At 71.4% G+C, this 18,133-nt stretch carries 17 protein-coding genes; 9 read left to right on the top strand and 8 right to left on the bottom strand.

Going from position 1 to position 18,133, the window contains the following annotated elements; genetic code table 11:
* The first annotated feature begins 4 nt into the window (after positions 1–4).
* Positions 5–1,084, top strand: a complete 1,080-nt coding sequence (locus ABS735_RS12430; protein ID WP_373905992.1) for an NAD(P)-binding domain-containing protein — start codon at positions 5–7, stop codon at positions 1,082–1,084.
* A 12-nt stretch (positions 1,085–1,096) separates the two neighbouring features.
* Here ABS735_RS12430 and mltG read toward each other — a convergent pair whose 3' ends face one another.
* Together mltG and ABS735_RS12420 are read right to left on the bottom strand one after the other, a co-directional pair.
* The gene (gene mltG / locus ABS735_RS12425) at positions 1,097–1,852 is read right to left on the bottom strand and encodes an endolytic transglycosylase MltG (RefSeq protein WP_373906221.1); all 756 of its coding nucleotides are present in this window, start codon (positions 1,850–1,852) and stop codon (positions 1,097–1,099) included.
* Between the two features lie 232 nt (positions 1,853–2,084).
* Entirely contained in the window at positions 2,085–3,887 is a 1,803-nt protein-coding gene (locus ABS735_RS12420; protein ID WP_373905993.1) for an ABC transporter ATP-binding protein, read from the bottom strand.
* Positions 3,888–4,035: 148 nt separating this feature from the next.
* Here ABS735_RS12420 and ABS735_RS12415 point away from each other — a divergent pair, with 148 nt between their 5' ends.
* Positions 4,036–4,500 (top strand): MarR family winged helix-turn-helix transcriptional regulator, encoded by a 465-nt coding sequence (locus tag ABS735_RS12415; RefSeq protein ID WP_373905994.1) that lies wholly within the window; start codon positions 4,036–4,038, stop codon positions 4,498–4,500.
* Between the two features lie 23 nt (positions 4,501–4,523).
* Here ABS735_RS12415 and ABS735_RS12410 read toward each other — a convergent pair whose 3' ends face one another.
* Entirely contained in the window at positions 4,524–5,282 is a 759-nt protein-coding gene (locus ABS735_RS12410; protein WP_373905995.1) for a hypothetical protein, read from the bottom strand.
* Between the two features lie 311 nt (positions 5,283–5,593).
* Here ABS735_RS12410 and ABS735_RS12405 point away from each other — a divergent pair, with 311 nt between their 5' ends.
* The 4 genes from ABS735_RS12405 to ABS735_RS12390 all read left to right on the top strand — a co-directional run bounded on the left by ABS735_RS12405 (position 5,594) and on the right by ABS735_RS12390 (position 10,544).
* The gene (locus ABS735_RS12405) at positions 5,594–7,483 is read left to right on the top strand and encodes an ABC transporter ATP-binding protein (protein ID WP_373905996.1); all 1,890 of its coding nucleotides are present in this window, start codon (positions 5,594–5,596) and stop codon (positions 7,481–7,483) included.
* Positions 7,480–9,261 carry an ABC transporter ATP-binding protein gene (locus ABS735_RS12400; protein WP_373905997.1) on the top strand — a complete coding sequence of 594 codons (1,782 nt, stop codon included), beginning with the start codon at positions 7,480–7,482 and terminating at the stop codon, positions 9,259–9,261. Before ABS735_RS12405 ends, ABS735_RS12400 begins: the two co-directional genes overlap by 4 nt.
* 476 nt (positions 9,262–9,737) lie before the next feature.
* A complete protein-coding gene (locus ABS735_RS12395) occupies positions 9,738–10,208 on the top strand; it encodes a DUF5709 domain-containing protein (protein ID WP_373905998.1) in 471 nt (156 codons plus the stop codon).
* Between the two features lie 63 nt (positions 10,209–10,271).
* Positions 10,272–10,544 (top strand): type B 50S ribosomal protein L31, encoded by a 273-nt coding sequence (locus ABS735_RS12390; protein WP_030181930.1) that lies wholly within the window; start codon positions 10,272–10,274, stop codon positions 10,542–10,544.
* Between the two features lie 20 nt (positions 10,545–10,564).
* Here ABS735_RS12390 and ABS735_RS12385 read toward each other — a convergent pair whose 3' ends face one another.
* Positions 10,565–11,359, bottom strand: a complete 795-nt coding sequence (locus ABS735_RS12385) for a metal-dependent hydrolase (protein WP_373905999.1) — start codon at positions 11,357–11,359, stop codon at positions 10,565–10,567.
* 145 nt (positions 11,360–11,504) lie between these two features.
* Between ABS735_RS12385 and ABS735_RS12380 the strand changes: the two genes are divergently transcribed.
* Positions 11,505–14,018: a DEAD/DEAH box helicase gene (locus ABS735_RS12380; protein ID WP_373906000.1), complete on the top strand. Its 2,514-nt coding sequence runs from the start codon at positions 11,505–11,507 to the stop codon at positions 14,016–14,018.
* Between the two features lie 19 nt (positions 14,019–14,037).
* Complete coding sequence (locus ABS735_RS12375; RefSeq protein ID WP_373906001.1) at positions 14,038–14,904, top strand: acyl-CoA thioesterase; 867 nt, start codon at positions 14,038–14,040, stop codon at positions 14,902–14,904.
* A gap of 13 nt (positions 14,905–14,917) precedes the next feature.
* On the opposite strand, the gene ABS735_RS12370 is transcribed toward ABS735_RS12375, so the two are convergent.
* Positions 14,918–15,919, bottom strand: coding sequence for a DUF6397 family protein (locus ABS735_RS12370; protein ID WP_373906002.1), 1,002 nt, complete (start codon positions 15,917–15,919; stop codon positions 14,918–14,920).
* Between the two features lie 140 nt (positions 15,920–16,059).
* Complete coding sequence (locus ABS735_RS12365; RefSeq protein ID WP_264331412.1) at positions 16,060–16,473, bottom strand: roadblock/LC7 domain-containing protein; 414 nt, start codon at positions 16,471–16,473, stop codon at positions 16,060–16,062.
* 107 nt (positions 16,474–16,580) lie between these two features.
* On the opposite strand from ABS735_RS12365, the gene ABS735_RS12360 reads away from it, so the two are divergent.
* Positions 16,581–17,009, top strand: coding sequence for a PPOX class F420-dependent oxidoreductase (locus ABS735_RS12360; RefSeq protein ID WP_373906003.1), 429 nt, complete (start codon positions 16,581–16,583; stop codon positions 17,007–17,009).
* 28 nt (positions 17,010–17,037) lie between these two features.
* On the opposite strand, the gene ABS735_RS12355 is transcribed toward ABS735_RS12360, so the two are convergent.
* Positions 17,038–17,646, bottom strand: a complete 609-nt coding sequence (locus tag ABS735_RS12355) for a GTP-binding protein (RefSeq protein ID WP_373906004.1) — start codon at positions 17,644–17,646, stop codon at positions 17,038–17,040.
* Positions 17,647–17,710: 64 nt separating this feature from the next.
* Positions 17,711–18,127: a DUF742 domain-containing protein gene (locus tag ABS735_RS12350; RefSeq protein ID WP_373906005.1), complete on the bottom strand. Its 417-nt coding sequence runs from the start codon at positions 18,125–18,127 to the stop codon at positions 17,711–17,713.
* Positions 18,128–18,133: the final 6 nt, after the last annotated feature.

Genomic DNA, 18,133 nt, shown 5'->3' with positions numbered 1-18,133 from the left:
AAACGTGAACAACACACGCGAGGTCGAGGTCGTCGTCATCGGGGCCGGTCAGGCCGGACTCGCCGCCGCCTACCATCTGCGGCGCACGGGGTTCGAGCCGGAGCGCGACTTCGTGGTGCTCGACCACTCCCCCGGGCCCGGCGGCGCCTGGCAGTTCCGCTGGCCGTCGCTGACGTACGGCAAGGTGCACGGGATGCACGCCCTGCCGGGCATGGAGCTGACCGGCGCGGATCCGGCGCGGCCGTCCGCGGAGGTGGTGAGCGGGTACTTCGCGGACTACGAGCGGACCTTCGACCTGCGGGTGCTGCGGCCGGTCGACGTACGCGCCGTGCGTGAGGGGACGGACGGGCGACTGCTCGTCGAGACGTCGGCCGGGTCGTGGTCGACGCGTGCGCTGATCAACGCGACCGGCACCTGGGACCGGCCCTTCTGGCCGCGCTACCCGGGGCAGGAGACCTTCAGGGGGCGGCAGCTGCACACCGCGCAGTACGCCGGGCCCGAGGAGTTCGCCGGCCGGCGCGTGATCGTGGTGGGCGGCGGCGCCTCGGGGACGCAGCACCTGCTGGAGATCGCCCCGTACGCGGCGGCCACCACGTGGGTGACCAGGAGGCCCCCCGTCTTCCGTGAAGGGCCCTTCGACGAGGAGGCGGGCCGGGCGGCGGTGGCACTCGTGGAGGAACGGGTGCGGCAGGGGCTGCCGCCGAAGAGTGTCGTGTCGGTGACGGGTCTGCCGCTGAACGACACGATCCGGGCCGGGCTGGAGTCGGGCGTGCTGGACCGGCAGCCCATGTTCGACCGGATCACGCCGGAGGGGGTGGAGTGGAACGACGGGCGGCGGGTGGCCGTGGACGTCATCCTCTGGGCGACCGGGTTCCGCCCCGCCCTCGACCATCTGCGGCCGCTGCGGCTGCGGGAGGCGGGCGGCGGTATCCGGGTCGAGGGAACACGCGCGGTCGCCGACCCGCGGATCCATCTCGTCGGCTACGGACCCTCCGCCAGCACCATCGGCGCCAACCGGGCGGGACGCGCGGCCGTGCGGGACATCAGGCGGCTGACGGCCGAGGGGGAGCCGGTCGCCGCGTGACGCCCCGACCGGTCACGTGGCGGCCTCGGCCTTCTTCGAGGCGCTCTCCTGGAGACGGTTGAACTCGGCCACATTGCGCTGGTGTTCGGCGTAGTCGGCGGTGAAGCGGGTGTCGCCCGGCTTGACCGTGACGAAGTACAGCCAGTCACCGGGGGTCGGGTCGATCGCGGCGCTCATCGCCTCGTCGCCCGGATTGGCGATGGGGGTGGGCGGCAGACCCATGCGCTGGTACGAGTTGTAAGGACTGTCGATCTTCGTGTCCTTGGTGGTGGTCTTCAGAGTGGAACGGCCCAGGGCGTAGTTGATGGTGGAGTCCATCTGCAGCGGCATGCCGCGTTCCAGCCGGTTGAAGATCACGCGGGCCACCTTGCCCATGTCCTCCTCGTCGGCGGCCTCCGCCTGCACGATGCTGGCGATGGTGACCGCCTGATAGACGTTCAGCGCGTTGCGCTGGGCGCCCGCGGCGACCGGCGCGCCCGTGAACCTCTTGTTGGCCTTGTCGACCATGGCCGTCAGCAGCTTCTCCGGGGTGGGATTCTCACCGAGCGGATAGGTCGCCGGGAAGAGATAGCCCTCGGGGTTGCCCTCGGCGTCGTTCGGCAGCTTGAGGTCGGCCTTGGCCAGGGACTTCTTGGTGGTGCCCGCGGGCAGGGCGAGGACCTTGTCGACGGCCCCGTAGACCTGGGTCGCGCGCCAGCCCTCCGGGACGACCAGGGACGTGGGACGGGACTCGCCCTCCTCGTCCGTCGTCAGCAGCGGCACCGCCACCGCGGTACCGGCCACGACGGCGCCGACCGCGATCAGGGCGATACGGCCCCGGCGCGTCAGCCGGATCGCTCTCCTGGGGCTTCTGGGACCTCTGAGGTCTCTGGGGCTCCCGAGGCTCCTCCTGGGACCTCTGGCGCTCCTCGCGCTCCTCGCGCTCCTCGCGCTCCGTGGTGGAGTGTTCATCTGCATGCGGGCACGGTAACCCCCAAATGAACACAAACCCGGCATATCTTCATCTTGTCGGCTCCAGTCGGGCGTCCCGGCGGACCAGCGCGGCATACCTCCCGTCCTGCGCCAGCAATGCCTCGTGCGTGCCCTGTTCGGCCAGGCGTCCGGAGTCGAGGACCACGATCCGGTCGGCGCCCTGAACGGTGGAGAGCCGGTGGGCGATGGTGATCGTGGTGCGGTTGGCGGACAGGGCGTCGATGGCGCCCTGCACGGCGGCCTCGGTACGGGTGTCCAGGGCGCTGGTCGCCTCGTCCAGGACGAGGACGGGCGGGTCGCGCAGGATGGTGCGGGCGATGGCCAGGCGCTGCTTCTCGCCGCCGGAGAACCGGTGGCCGCGCTCGCCGACCACGGTGTCGTAGCCGTCGGGCAGGGCGGCGATGTGGTCGTGGATCTGCGCGGCCCTCGCCGCCGCCTCCAGCTCCGCGTCGCTGGCGTCCGGCTTCGCGAAGCGCAGGTTCTCGGCGACGGAGGCGTGGAAGAGGTACGTCTCCTGCGAGACGACGCCGACCGCGCGGGCCAGCGTGTCGAAGTCGAGGTCGCGCACGTCGACCCCGTCGAGGGTGACCCGGCCGTCCGTCACGTCGTACAGCCTCGGCACCAGGTGGCCGAGCGTGGACTTGCCGGCGCCGGTGGGACCGACGACGGCGAGGCTGCTTCCGGCGGGGACGGTGATGTCGATGCCGTCGAGCACCGGGCCGCCCTTGCCGTCGTAGCCGAACCGGACGCTCTCGAAGCGGACCTCACCCTTGACGTGGTCGAGGTGGACGGGGTCCTCCCGCTCGGTGATGTCGACCGGCAGGTCGAGGTACTCGAAGATGCGCTGGAAGAGCGCGAGCGAGGTCTGGATCTGCACTCCGGTCGACAGCAGGCTCACGGTCGGGCGGAACAGACCCTGCTGGAGCGAGACGAAGGCGACGATCGTGCCCAGGGAGACGTCCGGTCCGCCGAGTTGCAGGGCGATGCCGGCGGTCCAGTAGATGACGGCCGGCATGGCGGCCATGACGATCGTGATGACGGCCATCCGCCAGCGGCCCGCCATGTTCGACTTCACTTCCAGGTCGACCAGGCTCTCGGACTCGTCCGCGAAGGCACGGGTGAGCGAGTCGGACCGGCCCATGGTCCGGCCGAGCAGGATGCCGCTGACGGAGAGCGACTCGGTGACCGTGGCGGCCATCGCGGCCATCTGCTTCTGGCGCCGGGTGGTGATCTTCCTGCGCTCCTTGCCGACGCGACGGCTGATCCACACGAACACCGGGAGGAGGAGCAGCGAGACGACGGTCAGGCGCCAGTCGAGGACGACCATGGCGACGATCGTGGCGACCACGCTGGTGAGGTTGGAGACCAGGGAGGTCGCCGTGGAGGTGACGGTGGCCTGCATGCCGCCGATGTCGTTGGCGATGCGGGACTGGACCTCGCCGGTGCGGGTGCGGGTGAAGAAGGCGAGGGACATCTGCTGCAGCCGGCCGTAGACGGCGGTGCGCAGATCGTGCATGACTCGCTGACCCACGGTGGTGGAGATCAGGGTCTGCAGCACGCCGAAGACGCTCGTGAGGACGGCACCGAAGATCATGCCGAGGGCGAGCAGGCTCAGCAGGCCCGTGCGCCCCTCGGGGATCGCGACGTCGAGGATCTCCCTGAGCAGGAAGGGCGTGGCGACCGACACCAGGGAGGCGGCGCCGACCAGCAGGCCGACGACTGCGAGGCGGCCGCGGTAGGGGCGGAACAGCTTGAGGATGCGGCGCACCTGCCGGGGCTGTTCCTTGGCGTCGGCGGGTGCGGTCCAGGCGGATTCGCGATCGGGGTGCATGGGCTCCTTCGGAGGCGGCGACGGGAGGTCCGCGAAGCCCTCCGGGCGGCAGACCTTCGGATACTGCCACGGGCACGCGGGGACCTTACGGATCGTAGGTCATTGTTACCTATACTCACAATGAACGTCATCCTGATATTGTTCCCGCATGACCGCCCCCGATCCCGACGGCCTGCTCGCCGAGCAGTTGCTGCGGCTCACCCGCCGGGTGCACCGCATCCAGAAGCGCCATCTCGAGCACCGCGACCTCGGCATCACTCCGGCCCAGTCCCGGCTGCTGCGCACGCTGGCGCACTGGGGTTCGCCCCCGCGCATGGCCGACCTCGCCGAGCGCCTGGAGGTCGTGCCCCGGGCGGTGACGACACTGGTCGACGGACTGGAGACGGCCGGGAAGGTGCGCCGCGTCCCGGACCCCGACAACCGCCGCGTCATCCGGATCGAGCTGACCGACGACGGGCGCGCGGCCCTCAGGGAACTGCGCGCCGCACGCCGGTCCGCCGCCGAGGAGATCCTTGCCCCGCTGACCGACGATCAGCGCGCGGTGCTGGGCGGACTGCTGGACACACTGATCGACGGGCCCGACAGCGGCCGGGACCATCGTCACACGGCCTGATCCGGGCGCCGGGAGGCCCGTGCTCAGGCCTTCAGCTCCGCCCTGTCCCCCATCACCACCACGGGGTGCTGGTCCGGGTCCAGCGTGCGCAGCAGGTACTCCATCGCCGGCTTGGGCAGACTGACGCAGGCCGACGTACCGCTGCCGTGGTCCATGTGGAGCCAGATCGAACCGCCCTTGGACAAACCCTCGGGGCGGGTCGGGTCGTTCGGCGGGGTCCCCTTGACACGGTTGTAGTCGATGGCGATGACGTAGTCGAAGTCGTGCCAGTACGACTTCGCCCACCAGCGCGGTGCCGCGAAGCTCGAGGACCGGCTGTACGGCAGGCCGGTACCGGGGGTCGGGTCCGGGTCCGGGAGCACGCCGCCCGCGTCGCTGAGCGTGAAGACTCCGACAGGGCTGCGCTTGTCGTTCTCGTGGTGGCCGGCCGTCCAGCCCTTCGTGCCGTTGTGCGCCGCCCAACTGCGGGCGCGCTGCCAGGCGGACCCCTGCTTCGTGTAGAGCACGGCCGTGGAATCGGCGGAATCCCTGCCGTCGCCGTACACCGCGACGACCTGGCGCGAGTCGTCGGGGATGCGACGCTGGAGCCGGTCGCCGACGCCGGGGATCGTGGTCGGGTCGGCCGTCGTGCTGCTCCGGCCCGCTCCGCCGGGGGGCGCGCTCGCCCCGGTGTCCGCTCCGTGCCCCGTCGGGCCGCCGCAGGCGGACACTGCCGTCACCGTCAGCAGGGAGCCAAGGGCCGCCATCGCGACCGCCGTACGCCGTACGCCACCACTCACCATCCGTCCATCGTCGCACTCGTCCCGGGCATGCCGTCAGGACTGCGGCGGGCGAACGCGGGTGGAGTGCCTCGGGCGGGCGTGGGTGGGGTGCTGCGGGCGGGCGTGGGTGGGGCGCTGCGGGCCGGCGCGGGTGGGGCGCTGGGGGCGCTGGGGGCGCGTGTGGACGACGTGCGGCGGGCCGCAGCCGGTTTCGTGCCCCATCGCGGAAAACCGCTTGATTTTGGGCACGTGGCGACGCGAACCTTTCACGGTTTGCAGCCTCTTGATGCCGCACAGCAACGGCACCTCCTGACACGAGCCACTGGGACGTCATGCAGATCCAAGACCTTCCGTATCCCGACCCGGGCGTGCCTGACGCACGCTCGGGCCCCCGATTCCTGTGGTGGCTGTTCCGCAACCAGCTCGGTGGCCAACTCAAGGCACTGGCCTGGGGCCTGCTGCACTTCGCCTCCGTCTCCGCCCTGCCCTTCTGCGTCGGTCTCGCCATCCAGGCGGTCGTCGACCGCTCCGGCACCCGACTCGCCCTCGCGGGCGGCCTCATGGTCCTGTGCTGCGCCGGCAACGCGCTCGGCGACACCTTCCTGCACCGCGCCGCCGTCACCAACTGGATCACCGCCGCGGCCCGCGTCCAGCAGCTCCTGGCCCGCAAGACCGCGCTACTGGGCTCGGCACTGACCCGGCGCGTCGCGGCCGGGGAGGTCGTGGCCGTGTCCACCGGCGACGTCGAGAAGATCGGCTGGTTCGTGGAGGCCGTCTCCCGCTTCACCGCGGCCGCGGTCACCATCGTGCTGGTCTGCGTAGCACTGGTCGTCTACCAGCCGGCGCTCGGCGTCGTCGTGATCGTGGGCCTGCCGGTGCTGGCCCTCGCGGTACTGCCCCTGCTGCCCCGCGCCACCCGGCGGGCCGACGTCCAGCGCGACAAGGCCGGCCGCGCCACCGAGCTCGCCTCGGACACCGTCGCCGGGCTGCGCGTGCTGCGCGGCATCGGCGGCGAGGAACTCTTCCTCGACCGCTACCGCGAGGCCTCCCAGGAGGTGCGCCACGCGGCCGTGCGCAGCGCCCGCATGTGGTCCCTGATCTCCGCGATCCAGGTGCTGCTGCCGGGGCTGCTGCTGATCGCGGTGGTCTGGCACGGCGTCCACCTGGCCCGCGAGGGCCGCATCGGCGTCGGCGAACTCGTCACCGTCTACAGCTCCGTCATGATCCTCACCTACCCGCTGCGGCACTTCGAGGAGATCGCCATGGCGTACTCCTTCTCCCGGCCCTCGGCCAAGCGGGCCGCACGGGTGCTGTCCCTGGAGCGCGCCACGGACACCGCGGGCTCGCGCGCCGCCGAGATCCCCACCGGGGACCTGTACGACCCGGCCACCGGTCTCCTGGCTCCGGCGGGCCGGTTCACCGCCGTGGTGTGCGGTGACCCGGACACGGCCGGACGGCTGGCGGAACGGCTCGGCGGGCACCCCTCGGAGAAGGGCACATCGGCCCTGCTGGGCGGGGTGCCGCTGGACGAGCTGCCCCTGAAGTCCGCGCGCACCGCCGTTCTGGTCCAGGGCAAGGACCCGGTGCTGCTCTCCGGCACGCTCCGGGAACTGCTGGACGTGCCCGCGTCCGGTGCCGTCGCCGCCGAGGACGCGCTGAGCGCCGCCCAGTGCGGTGACGTGTTGACGGCGCTCGCGCAGGGCTCGCTCGGCGCCGACGACCCGATGGACGCCCGCATCACCGAGCGGGGCCGGTCGCTGTCGGGGGGCCAGCGCCAGCGGCTGGCACTGGCCCGGTCCCTGATCACGGACCCCGAGGCGCTGGTCCTGGACGAACCGACCTCGGCCGTGGACTCGCACACCGAGGCGCGGATCGCGGAAGGCGTGCGGGCCCTGCGTGCGGGGCGCACCACGGTGGTGTTCACCTCGTCCCCGCTGCTGCTGGACCGCGCGGACCGGACCGTGTTCCTGCACGACGGCGAGGTCGCGGCGGCCGGCGCCCACCGGGAACTGCTGCACACCGAGCCCAGGTACCGGGCGGTGGTGACCCGCGAGACCGACGAGGAGACCGCGGCGCACCACGACGGCGTACCGGCCGGGAGAAGGCCGGCGAAGCCCCTGACCGACGAGGGCCGCGACGACGGCCGCCGTGACGGCCGTGACGACGCCCTGAGCGACGACGACGTACTGCACCGACTGGAAGAGATCGAGGAAACGGCATGATCGGCGTCGCACCCCCGGCCTACGACCCGGCGGCTCCCACGACGGCGAGCACCCTGCCCGTCGGCGCTCGCCCGACCGTGCGCGCCTACGTGGGAGAACTGCTGCGCCGGCACCGTCGGGCGTTCCTCTTCCTCGTCACCGTCAACACCGTCGCCGTGATCGCCTCGATGGCGGGTCCCTACCTGCTGGGCGGGCTCGTGGAACGGGTCTCGGACGACACGCGCGAGTTGCGTCTCGGCCTCACCGCCACGCTCTTCGTGCTCGCCCTCGTCGTGCAGGCCGTGTTCGTGCGCGAGGTACGGCTGCGGGGGGCCATGCTCGGCGAACGGATGCTGGCCGATCTGCGCGAGGACTTCCTCGTGCGGTCGGTCGGACTGCCGCCCGGTGTGCTGGAGCGGGCCGGCACGGGTGACCTGCTCTCCCGGATCACCACGGACATCGACCGGCTCGCCAACGCCATGCGCGAGGCCGTGCCCCAGCTCGCGATCGGCGCCGTCTGGGTGGTGCTGCTGCTCGCCGGGCTGGTGGTCACGGCGCCGCCGCTGGCGCCTGCGGTGCTGATCGCGGTGCCGCTGCTGGTGATCGGCTGCCGCTGGTACTTCCGCAGGGCGCCCTCCGCCTACCGCTCGGAGGCCGCCGGGTACGCGGCGGTGGCAGCCGCGCTCGCCGAGACAGTGGACGCCGGGCGCACCGTCGAGTCCCACCGCCTCGACACCCGTCGCATCGAACTGTCGGAGCGCCGGATCAGGGAGTGGACGGCCTGGGAGCGCTACACGCTCTGGCTGCGGTCGGTGCTCTTCCCTGTCATCAACGTCACCCATGTGACCGTGCTCGCCTCCGTCCTGCTCATCGGCGGTGTGTTCGTCCTCCAGGGCTGGATCGGGGTCGGCCAGCTGACCACGGCGGCCCTGATCGCGCAGATGCTCGTCGACCCGGTCGGCATCATCCTGCGCTGGTACGACGAGCTGCAGGTGGCCCAGGTCTCCCTGGCCCGGCTGGTGGGCGTGCGGGACATCGAGCCGGACGCCGGTGACGCCACGCTGGCCCCCGACGGGCGGCACGTGCGGGCCGACCGCGTGCACTTCGGCTACCTCGAGGGCGTGGACGTTCTGCGCAAGGTGTCGCTGGAGGTCGCCCCCGGTACCAGGCTCGCCCTGGTCGGCCCCTCGGGCGCCGGCAAGTCCACCCTGGGCAGGCTGCTGGCCGGCATCTACGGTCCTCGTGAGGGCCGGGTCACCCTCGGCGGCGCGGAACTCTCCCGGATGTCCGCCGAACGGGTCCGCTCGCACGTCGCCCTGGTCAACCAGGAGCACCACGTCTTCGTGGGCTCCCTGCGCGACAACCTCCGTCTCGCCAGGACCGGCGCCACCGACGCCGAGCTGTGGGCGGCACTGGGCGCGGTCGACGCGGACGACTGGTCCCGTGGGCTCGACGAGGGCCTGGACACCGAGGTCGGCTCGGGCGGCTTCGCGCTCACCCCGGCGCAGGCCCAGCAGATCGCGCTGGCCCGCCTGGTGCTGGCCGATCCGCACACGCTGGTGCTGGACGAGGCGACGTCGCTGCTCGATCCGCGGGCCGCGCGCCACCTCGAACGGTCCCTGGCCCGGGTCCTGGACGGCCGCACGGTGATCGCGATCGCACATCGCCTGCACACCGCCCACGACGCGGACGTCATCGCTGTGGTCGAGAACGGCCGGATCAGTGAGCTGGGCAGCCACGGCGACCTCGTCGCGGCGGACGGCGCCTACGCGGCGCTGTGGCGGTCCTGGCACGGGTAGCCGTGCGCGCCTCCGTTCGAGGGTCGCGTCTCCCTTCGAGGGTGGAGTGGTCCCGGGCCGGGTGACTGGGACGGAACCGGCGGGCCAGGGCCGGGGCCGGTCGAATGCGGGCCGGCTCGGAGCCACCCGGCTCCGGCCGGGCCGGGCAGGGCACGGTGCTGCCGGACGACTCGGGCGGGGTCCCGGTGAAGGGCCGGGCGGTGGGCAGGGGGCCGACACGTCGCCCGGGCCGGGCCGGTCGGCGTGGGCCGGCCCCGGCCCGGTGGAACCGTAGGAGCGGGCGCGGCAGGTACCCCGGCGGGGTCCGTGCCGTTGCGCGGTCCCGAACGGGAGTGGAAGGCTGGGAAGAGGCACCGGCTCGAGGCAGGCCCCGGAACCGTGCGGTTCCGCGACGGGTGACGCCTGTGCCCCGTGCAGCGGCGACCCGCCGCGGTCCACGGTGAGAAGGGGCCGGTCCCCACCCCCTGGAGGTACCCGTGAACAGCGTCGACGGATGGGGAGATGACGTCTACCAGCCCGACGGATCCGAGCAGAGGGAGGACACCGGCCTGCTCGACGGCGAGGACACCCTCGAGGAGGACGGTGTCGACGATCCGCTCGACCGGGGCTGGTCCCCGCCCGAGCGCCCCTGGGCGGTGGAGCACACCGGTGTGACGGCCGCCGAACGCCACCGCGGTGAAACGCTGGACCAGCGACTCGCCGAGGAGCGTCCGGACCGGCTCGCGCCCGACGGCGACGGGCTGGGCGACTCCGACGGCACCGACGGAGAACTGCTGGACAACGAGGTCGGCGCGGACCGGTCCGGCCGGCTCGTGGCACCCGACGAAGGGGCGCACGAGGACGAGGAACCGGCGCTGGTGGCCATGGACGTGGGCATCGACGGCGCGGCCGCCTCCGCCGAAGAGGCCGCGATGCACGTGGTCGACGAGGACTCCCTGCCGGGCTGACGCCACTCGCGACGGCGGACCCGTGCCGTCGCCCCGATGATCCCTGCCGTACGAGGAGCAGCCATGCAGCAGGACAAGCACCCCGACTACCGGCCCGTCGTCTTCCGTGACCGCAGCGCCGGGTACGCCTTCCTGACCCGGTCCACCGCCACCAGCGACCAGACCATCGCGTGGGACGACGGCGAGACCTACCCGGTGGTGGACGTGGAGATCTCCTCGGAGAGCCACCCCTTCTACACGGGCAAGGCGCGAACGGTGGACTCGGAGGGGCGCGTCGCCCGCTTCGAGCGGCGTTACGGCGCGGGCGAGGGACAGGACGCCGGGGAAACCGGCTGAGACGGCCGGGCCCGCGTCGCTCAGATGAAGTTCAGTGCCGCCGCGCCGCCCACTCCGCCGAGCAGCATGAACACCGGCATCAGTACCTTCAGCTCCACCCAGCTGCCTGCCCGGAACCGCATGGCCTTCGGCGGGCCGATGGGGTACCACCGCTTGCGGCCCACCGGTATCGGCCAGAGGATCGGGCAGCCCGAGACGGTCAGCGCGTCCCCGATGTCGTGCACCAGCGCGCCGAGCACGATCGGCAGCCCCAGCCACAGGTACTCCTGGCCCGGCGCGGTGAACAGCCAGTCCGATCCACCGTCCGGCTTGTCCAGGATCCCGGCGAGTATCCACGCGCTGGTCCCGGCCAGCAGCCAGACCAGGACGTCGCTGCTGGAGCCGCGGGTGGCCCGCCAGAGCAGCCCCTCGATGGCCAGCACCATGTGCACGAACAGGATCGCCAGGACCGCCCAACGGCCACCCGCGATGGCCAGGACCGAGGTCCCCCCGCCGATCAGAACCGCCCACAGCCAGGTGTGCGTCAGCGTGCGGTGGCCGCCGGAGCGACGCGGGTCGCCCCGCTTCTTCGTGGCCTTGTAGACGGCATAGGACAGCTTGTCGACGATCTCGCACAGCCCCCGTGAGACCGGCCCGAAGGCCCGGGAGATGGTGGCCGCCTTGTGGTCGAGGTCCGGAGCGAGCGCCGCTCCGGCGCAGATCAGGGCTCCGGCGAGCAGCACCGGCCAGGGCATCGGGTGTCCCGCGGCGGCGGTCGCCGCTCCGACGCCGAGCCACGCCGCGGCGCCCGACAGTGAGTGTGCTGGTCCCATCATCGCCGTTGCCCGCCCCATTCCTCGTGTGCCGCTGTGCAGTTGTCCGGGTCCGCTGTTGCCGCGTCGGCGACCCAGCGTAGCGTTCGTGATCTTCACGCGGACAGCCGATTCCCCCATCACGGCCCCGGGCAGGCAAGATGGGGGCGTGACCCTCATCGATCAGCTGCCGCGGACCGCCGACCCCGATGCCCTGTACGAAGCCTTCGAGGCGTGGGCCCAGGAACGCGGTCTCACGCTCTACCCCCATCAGGAGGAGGCGCTGATCGAGGTGGTCTCCGGCGCGAACGTGATCGTGTCGACGCCCACCGGCTCCGGCAAGAGCATGATCGCGGCGGGCGCGCACTTCGCCGCCCTGGCCCGGGACGAGGTCACCTTCTACACGGCTCCGATCAAGGCGCTGGTGTCGGAGAAGTTCTTCGAGCTGTGCAAGATCTTCGGCACCGAGAACGTGGGCATGCTGACCGGCGACGCCTCCGTGAACTCCGACGCCCCCGTCATCTGCTGCACCGCCGAGGTTCTGGCGTCGATCGCGCTGCGTGACGGCAAGCACGCGGACATCGGCCAGGTCGTCATGGACGAGTTCCACTTCTACGCGGAGCCGGACCGCGGCTGGGCCTGGCAGATCCCCCTGCTGGAACTGCCCCAGGCCCAGTTCGTGCTGATGTCGGCGACGCTCGGTGACGTCTCGTTCTTCGAGAAGGACCTCGCGCGCCGCACCGGCCGTCCCACCGCGGTGGTCCGCTCGGCCACCCGTCCGGTGCCGCTGTCCTACGAGTTCCGCTACACCCCGCTCACCGAGACGCTCACCGATCTGCTGTCGGCCCGGCAGGCCCCCGTGTACATCGTGCACTTCACCCAGGCGCAGGCCGTGGAGCGGGCGCAGGCGCTGATGAGCATCAACATGTGCACGCGGGAGGAGAAGGAGCGGATCGCCGAGCTGATCGGCAACTTCCGTTTCACCACGAAGTTCGGCCGCAACCTCTCCCGCTACGTGCGGCACGGCATCGGGGTCCACCACGCCGGCATGCTGCCCAAGTACCGGCGGCTGGTGGAGAAGCTCGCGCAGGCCGGCCTGCTGAAGGTGATCTGCGGAACGGACACGCTCGGCGTGGGCGTCAACGTCCCGATCCGCACCGTCCTGTTCACGGCGCTGACGAAGTACGACGGCACCCGGGTCCGCACGCTGAGGGCGCGGGAGTTCCACCAGATCGCCGGCCGGGCCGGGCGCGCCGGGTTCGACACGGAGGGCTTCGTCGTCGCCCAGGCTCCCGAGCACGTCGTCGAGAACGAGAAGGCGCTCGCCAAGGCCGGTGACGACCCGAAGAAGCGGCGGAAGGTCGTCCGGAAGAAGGCTCCCGAGGGCTTCGTGGCCTGGTCGGAGAGCACGTTCGACAAGCTCATCGGCTCCGATCCGGAACCGCTGACGTCCCGCTTCCGGGTCACCCACACCATGCTGCTGTCGGTGATCGCCCGCCCCGGTGACGCCTTCTCCGCGATGCGGCACCTGCTGGAGGACAACCACGAGCCGCGCAGGCAGCAGCTCCGGCACATCCGGCGGGCGATCGCCATCTACCGCTCGCTGCTGGACGGGGGCATCGTGGAGAAGCTCGACCAGCCGGACGCCGAGGGACGCATCGTGCGTCTCACGGTGGACCTGCAGCAGGACTTCGCGCTGAACCAGCCGCTGTCCACGTTCGCCCTGGCCGCCTTCGAACTGCTGGACCCGGAGTCGCCGTCGTACGCGCTGGACATGGTGTCGGTCGTGGAGTCCACGCTGGACGACCCGCGGCAGATCCTCGCCGCCCAGCAGAACAAGGCTCGCGGTGAGGCCGTGGCCGCCATGAAGGCGGACGGCGTCGAGTACGAGGAGCGCATGGAGCGCCTCCAGGACATCACGTACCCGAAGCCCCTGGAGGAGCTGCTCTTCCACGCCTACGACACGTACCGCAGGAGCCACCCCTGGGTCGGTGACCACCCGCTGTCCCCGAAGTCGGTCATCCGCGACATGTACGAGCGGGCACTGACCTTCACCGAGCTGGTCTCCCACTACGAACTGGCCCGCACCGAGGGCATCGTGCTGCGCTACCTGGCCAGCGCCTACAAGGCCCTCGACCACACCGTCCCCGACGACCTGAAGTCCGAGGACCTGCAGGACCTGATCGAGTGGCTCGGCGAGATGGTGCGCCAGGTCGACTCCAGCCTCCTCGACGAATGGGAGCAGCTCGCCAACCCGGAGGAGATGACCGCCGAGGAGGCCCAGGAGAAGGCCGACCAGGTACGGCCGGTCACCGCCAACGCGCGCGCCTTCCGTGTGCTGGTCCGCAACGCCATGTTCCGCCGTGTAGAGCTCGCCGCCCTCGACCAGGTCGACGAGCTGGGCGAGATGGACGCCGACGCCGGCTGGGACGCCGACGCGTGGGGCGAGGCCATGGACAAGTACTGGGACGAGTACGACGACCTCGGCACCGGCCCGGACGCCCGCGGTCCGAAGCTGCTGCTCATCGAGGAGGAGCCGCAGAACGGGCTGTGGCGCGTGCGGCAGATCTTCGACGACCCGAACGACGACCACGACTGGGGCATCAGTGCGGAGGTCGACCTCACCGCCTCCGACGCGGAGGGCCGTGCGGTCGTCCGCGTCACCGATGTCGGCCAGCTGTGAGCACAGGAGAAACCCACCGATGACGAATCCGGCCGAGAGCCTCGTCGCCCTGCTCGACCTGGAGCAGATCGAGGTCAACATCTTCCGTGGCCGCAGCCCCGAGGAGTCGCTGCAGCGGGTCTTCGGCGGCCAGGTGGCCGGCCAGGCGCTGGTCGCCGCGGGCCGCACCACCGACGGCGACCGCCCGGTGCACTCGCTGCACGCGTACTTCCTGCGTCCCGGTCGCCCCGGCGTACCCATCGTGTACCAGGTCGAACGGGATCGGGACGGACGGTCGTTCACCACCCGCCGGGTCACCGCCGTGCAGCAGGGCCGCACGATCTTCACGCTCACCGCCTCCTTTCACAAGCCTGAGCAGGGGAGTTTCGAGCACCAGCTGCCGCCGGCCCGCAAGGTCCCCGCTCCGGAGTCCCTGCCGACGGTCGCCGACGAGGTGCGGGAGCACCTGGGTGCGCTGCCGGAGCAGTTGGAGCTGATGGCCCGCCGTCAGCCCTTCGACATCCGCTACGTCGACCGGCTGCGCTGGAGCGCCGAGGAGGTCGAGGGAGCCGAGCCCCGCAGCGCCGTGTGGATGCGCGCGGTCGGGCCGCTCGGCGACGACCCGCTCGTGCACACCTGCGCCCTGACCTACGCCAGCGACATGACGCTCCTGGACGCCGTGCGCCTCCCCGTGGAGCCGCTGTGGGGTCCCCGGGGGTTCGACATGGCGTCGCTGGACCACGCCATGTGGTTCCACCGGCCCTTCCGGGCGGACGAGTGGTTCCTGTACGACCAGGAGTCGCCGATCGCGACCGGTGGGCGCGGTCTGGCCCGTGGGCGGATCTACGACACGGAAGGACGGATGCTGGTGTCCGTCGTCCAGGAAGGGCTCTTCCGGTCCCTGTAGGTCAGGAGGCAGGTCAGGAGTCTCTGCGCCACAGCCGGCCGAACAGGCCGCTCAGCCGTCCGGGTCGCTGCTCCGCTTCGCGCGGCTCCTGGTTCTCCGTCTCGGGCGGCACGCGTCCCGCCGTCTCGTGCGGCAGGAGCTCCGCCGCCTCATGCGGCACGGCCCCGGGGCCTGGCCGGGCCGGCACGGCGTGCAGAGCCGGGCGGGGTGCCGGACACTGCCGGCGGGCCGCTTCCATCGCGTCCGCCAGGTCGGAGCGGAGCCAGTCGATCTCGTCCTGGTCGGCAGCCGTCACGATCTCCCCGACGAGCTGTGCGACCGGGGAGCCCGGCGAGCCGTGCGCCGTCGGAGCGGGACGGAACCGGCGCAGATGAGACCGCTCGTAGGGGTCGGAGACGACGTCCGAGACCTCGGCGGCGTCGAGCAGCGACGCCACGGCCGCGGCCCGGGCCCACGGGTCGTCGGTCGCCTGGCGGAGCAGGAAGCCCAGGTGCCTTCCCCGCCAGTTGCGGGGCCTCAGGTCCAGCCCCTCCCCCAGTTGGGCACGGAGTACTTCGGGGGTGCGGCCCTTCAGCAGTGCGGCGTTGCGCTCGTCGGCCGCGAAGCGCCGTAGCTCCTCGGCCAGATACAGCCAGACGACGGCGCGGTATCGGTTGACGTAGAACTTCACCGGCACCAGCAGCCCCAGCCGTGCCAGACGTGTGAACCGGGCTTTGGTCACGTCCATGAGGGCCGCACCCTGTGTGGTGCCGACGGCCCGGACACCGGTCCGAAGCTCCTCGGGGAAACCGTCCGCCGACCGGATCCGGTCGATCTCGTCGCGGGGGACTCGCCGCCCGCCTCCTCCGTCGTCGGGGACCGTGCGGATACGGCCGAGGTGCACCGCGAGGTCGAACTCGCTTCGCTTGAGCCCCAGTTCCCGTGCCGCGCGATTCGGCGCGACAGAGGTGTCGCGGGTGGTGCAGGTCCGCTCGGCGGCTACGGCGGTCTGGTGCGTGACGGTGTCGCCGGACATGGTTCGTCTCCCCCGTGGAGTGTGTGGCAGCAGGTGCCGTTCGCACCCGCTGACACAAAACCGTAGCCGCAGCCGCGACATCCGTGGCAGGCCTGTGGAAAACCCTCCGTCCGACCCCGTCGGCGCACCGAAAACGCAGGTCAGAGCTCGGTCGGCGATATGCGTCCCGGCTGCCGCGCATCGACGTCGAGGTGCTCACCCACTCGGTTCACGAGCAGTGTCATCTCGTACGCGATCTGCCCGATGTCGGCCTCCGCCCCACTGAGCACACACAGGCAGCTGCCCGAACCCGCCGCGGTGACGAACAGCACGGCGTCGTCGAACTCGACCATCGTCTGCCGTACCTGACCGGCGCCGAAGTGGCGGCCCGAGCCCTTGGCCAGGCTGTGCAGTCCGGACGAGACGGCGGCGAGGTGCTCGGCGTCCTCGCGTCGCAGGCCCGTACTCGCTCCGGTCACCAATCCGTCGTTGGACAGGACCAACGCGTGCCGTACGTGTTCGACACGCGCCGTCAGGTCGTCAAGCAGCCAGCCCAGTCCCTGGTTCTGCACCATGGTCCGATATCTCCCCGTGTCTCCCCGTACGCGTTGCCTCCCCCTGGCCGGGGGATCCGTCCGCCAGCCTTCACCACGCCCGTGCTCCGGGCAAGGAGGATGGGGGCATGGCACAGAAGATGACCGATGAGGAATGGCGGGCGTTCGTCTCGGACGGCACCCGCACCGGAAAGCTCTCGACCGTTCGGGCCGACGGCAGCCCGCATGTGGCGCCCGTCTGGTTCCTGCTGGACGGGGACGACCTGGTGTTCAACACCGGCAAGGAGACGGTGAAGGGGCGCAATCTGGTCCGTGACGGCCGCATCGCCCTGTGTGTGGACGACGACCGGCCGCCCTTCGACTTCGTCGTGCTGCAGGGGCGTGCGCGGATCTCGGAGGACCTCGGTGAACTGCGGCACTGGGCCGCCCGCATCGCTGCCCGGTACATGGGTGAGGAACGCGCCGAGGAGTTCGGGGCACGCAACGGTGTCCCGGGGGAACTCCTCGTCCGTGTCACCGTGGAGAAGGTCCTCGCCCAGAAGTCGGTGGCGGACTGAGCGCTGTCTGTCGTGGGCGCCGGTCCGGTCAGCGGACGGAGTCGAGGAGCCGGGCGGTGTGCATCCGCCCCGCGTACTCGACGAGCCGGATCAGCACCTCCTTGCCCGAGTCCCGGTCCCTGGCGTCACACAGCACCACGGGCGTTCCCGGGTCGAGGTCGAGAGCGCGCAGTACGCTGTGGGCGTCGTGGTGGCGTGCTCCCGTGAAGCAGTTCACGGCCACCACGAACGGGATGTGCCGGTGTTCGAAGTAGTCCACCGCGGGAAAGCAGGCCGCCAGGCGCCGGGTGTCCGCGAGGACGACGGCGCCGAGCGCGCCCTGTGCCAGTTCGTCCCAGAGGAACCAGAACCGGTCCTGCCCAGGGGTGCCGAAGAGGTACAGGGAGAGTCCGGAGCGGATGGTGATGCGGCCGAAGTCCATGGCGACGGTCGTGGTCACCTTCCGGTCGATGCCGTCGGTGTCGTCCACCAGCTGGCCGGCCTCGCTGAGCAGTTCCTCCGTGCGCAGCGGCCTGATCTCGCTGACCGCGCCCACCAGGGTTGTCTTGCCCACGCCGAACCCTCCGGCGACCAGGATCTTCAGGGCCAGCGCGGTCGTGTCGTCGCCGTCCACGGCGTCGGAGCGTTCGGTGACCATCGATCACTTCTCTCGGTGCGGGTGGTGGTGCACGTGCGTGCCGGACATGGTCTTTCGGCCTTCCCTACAGTGCGCGCAGTCCGTCGATCACTTCGCGCAGGATCCGTTCGTCGGGCAACTGCGCCGGCGGCACGGGGCGGCTGACGGTCACGCAACCCAGTTCCACCAGGTCACCGAGGAGCACCCTGACGACACCCACGGGCAGATCCGAGTCGGCGGAGAGCTCGGCGACCGACTGGGTTTCCGTGCGGCACAGGTCGATCAGTGTCCGGTGTTCCGGTCCGAGCGCGCAGTCGTCGACGTCCGGTGCGCCGACTGCGCGCGTGACGAGGGCGATCAGATCGAACCGCACTCCCGTGGGGCCCGGCCGGGTGCGGCCGCCGGTCATCGCGTAGGGGCGGACGAGGGGTCCGGCCTCGTTGTCGTACCACTGGCTGCCCGGCCCTTCCCGGCCGCCACCCGTCATGTCGTCGTCGGTCATCCGTGA

The sequence above is a fragment of the Streptomyces sp. MMCC 100 genome (assembly GCF_041538145.2).
Classification (GTDB): Bacteria; Actinomycetota; Actinomycetes; order Streptomycetales; family Streptomycetaceae; genus Streptomyces.
Note: the sequence above shows the minus strand (reverse complement) of the source record. Positions and strands in the feature narration are given on the sequence as shown.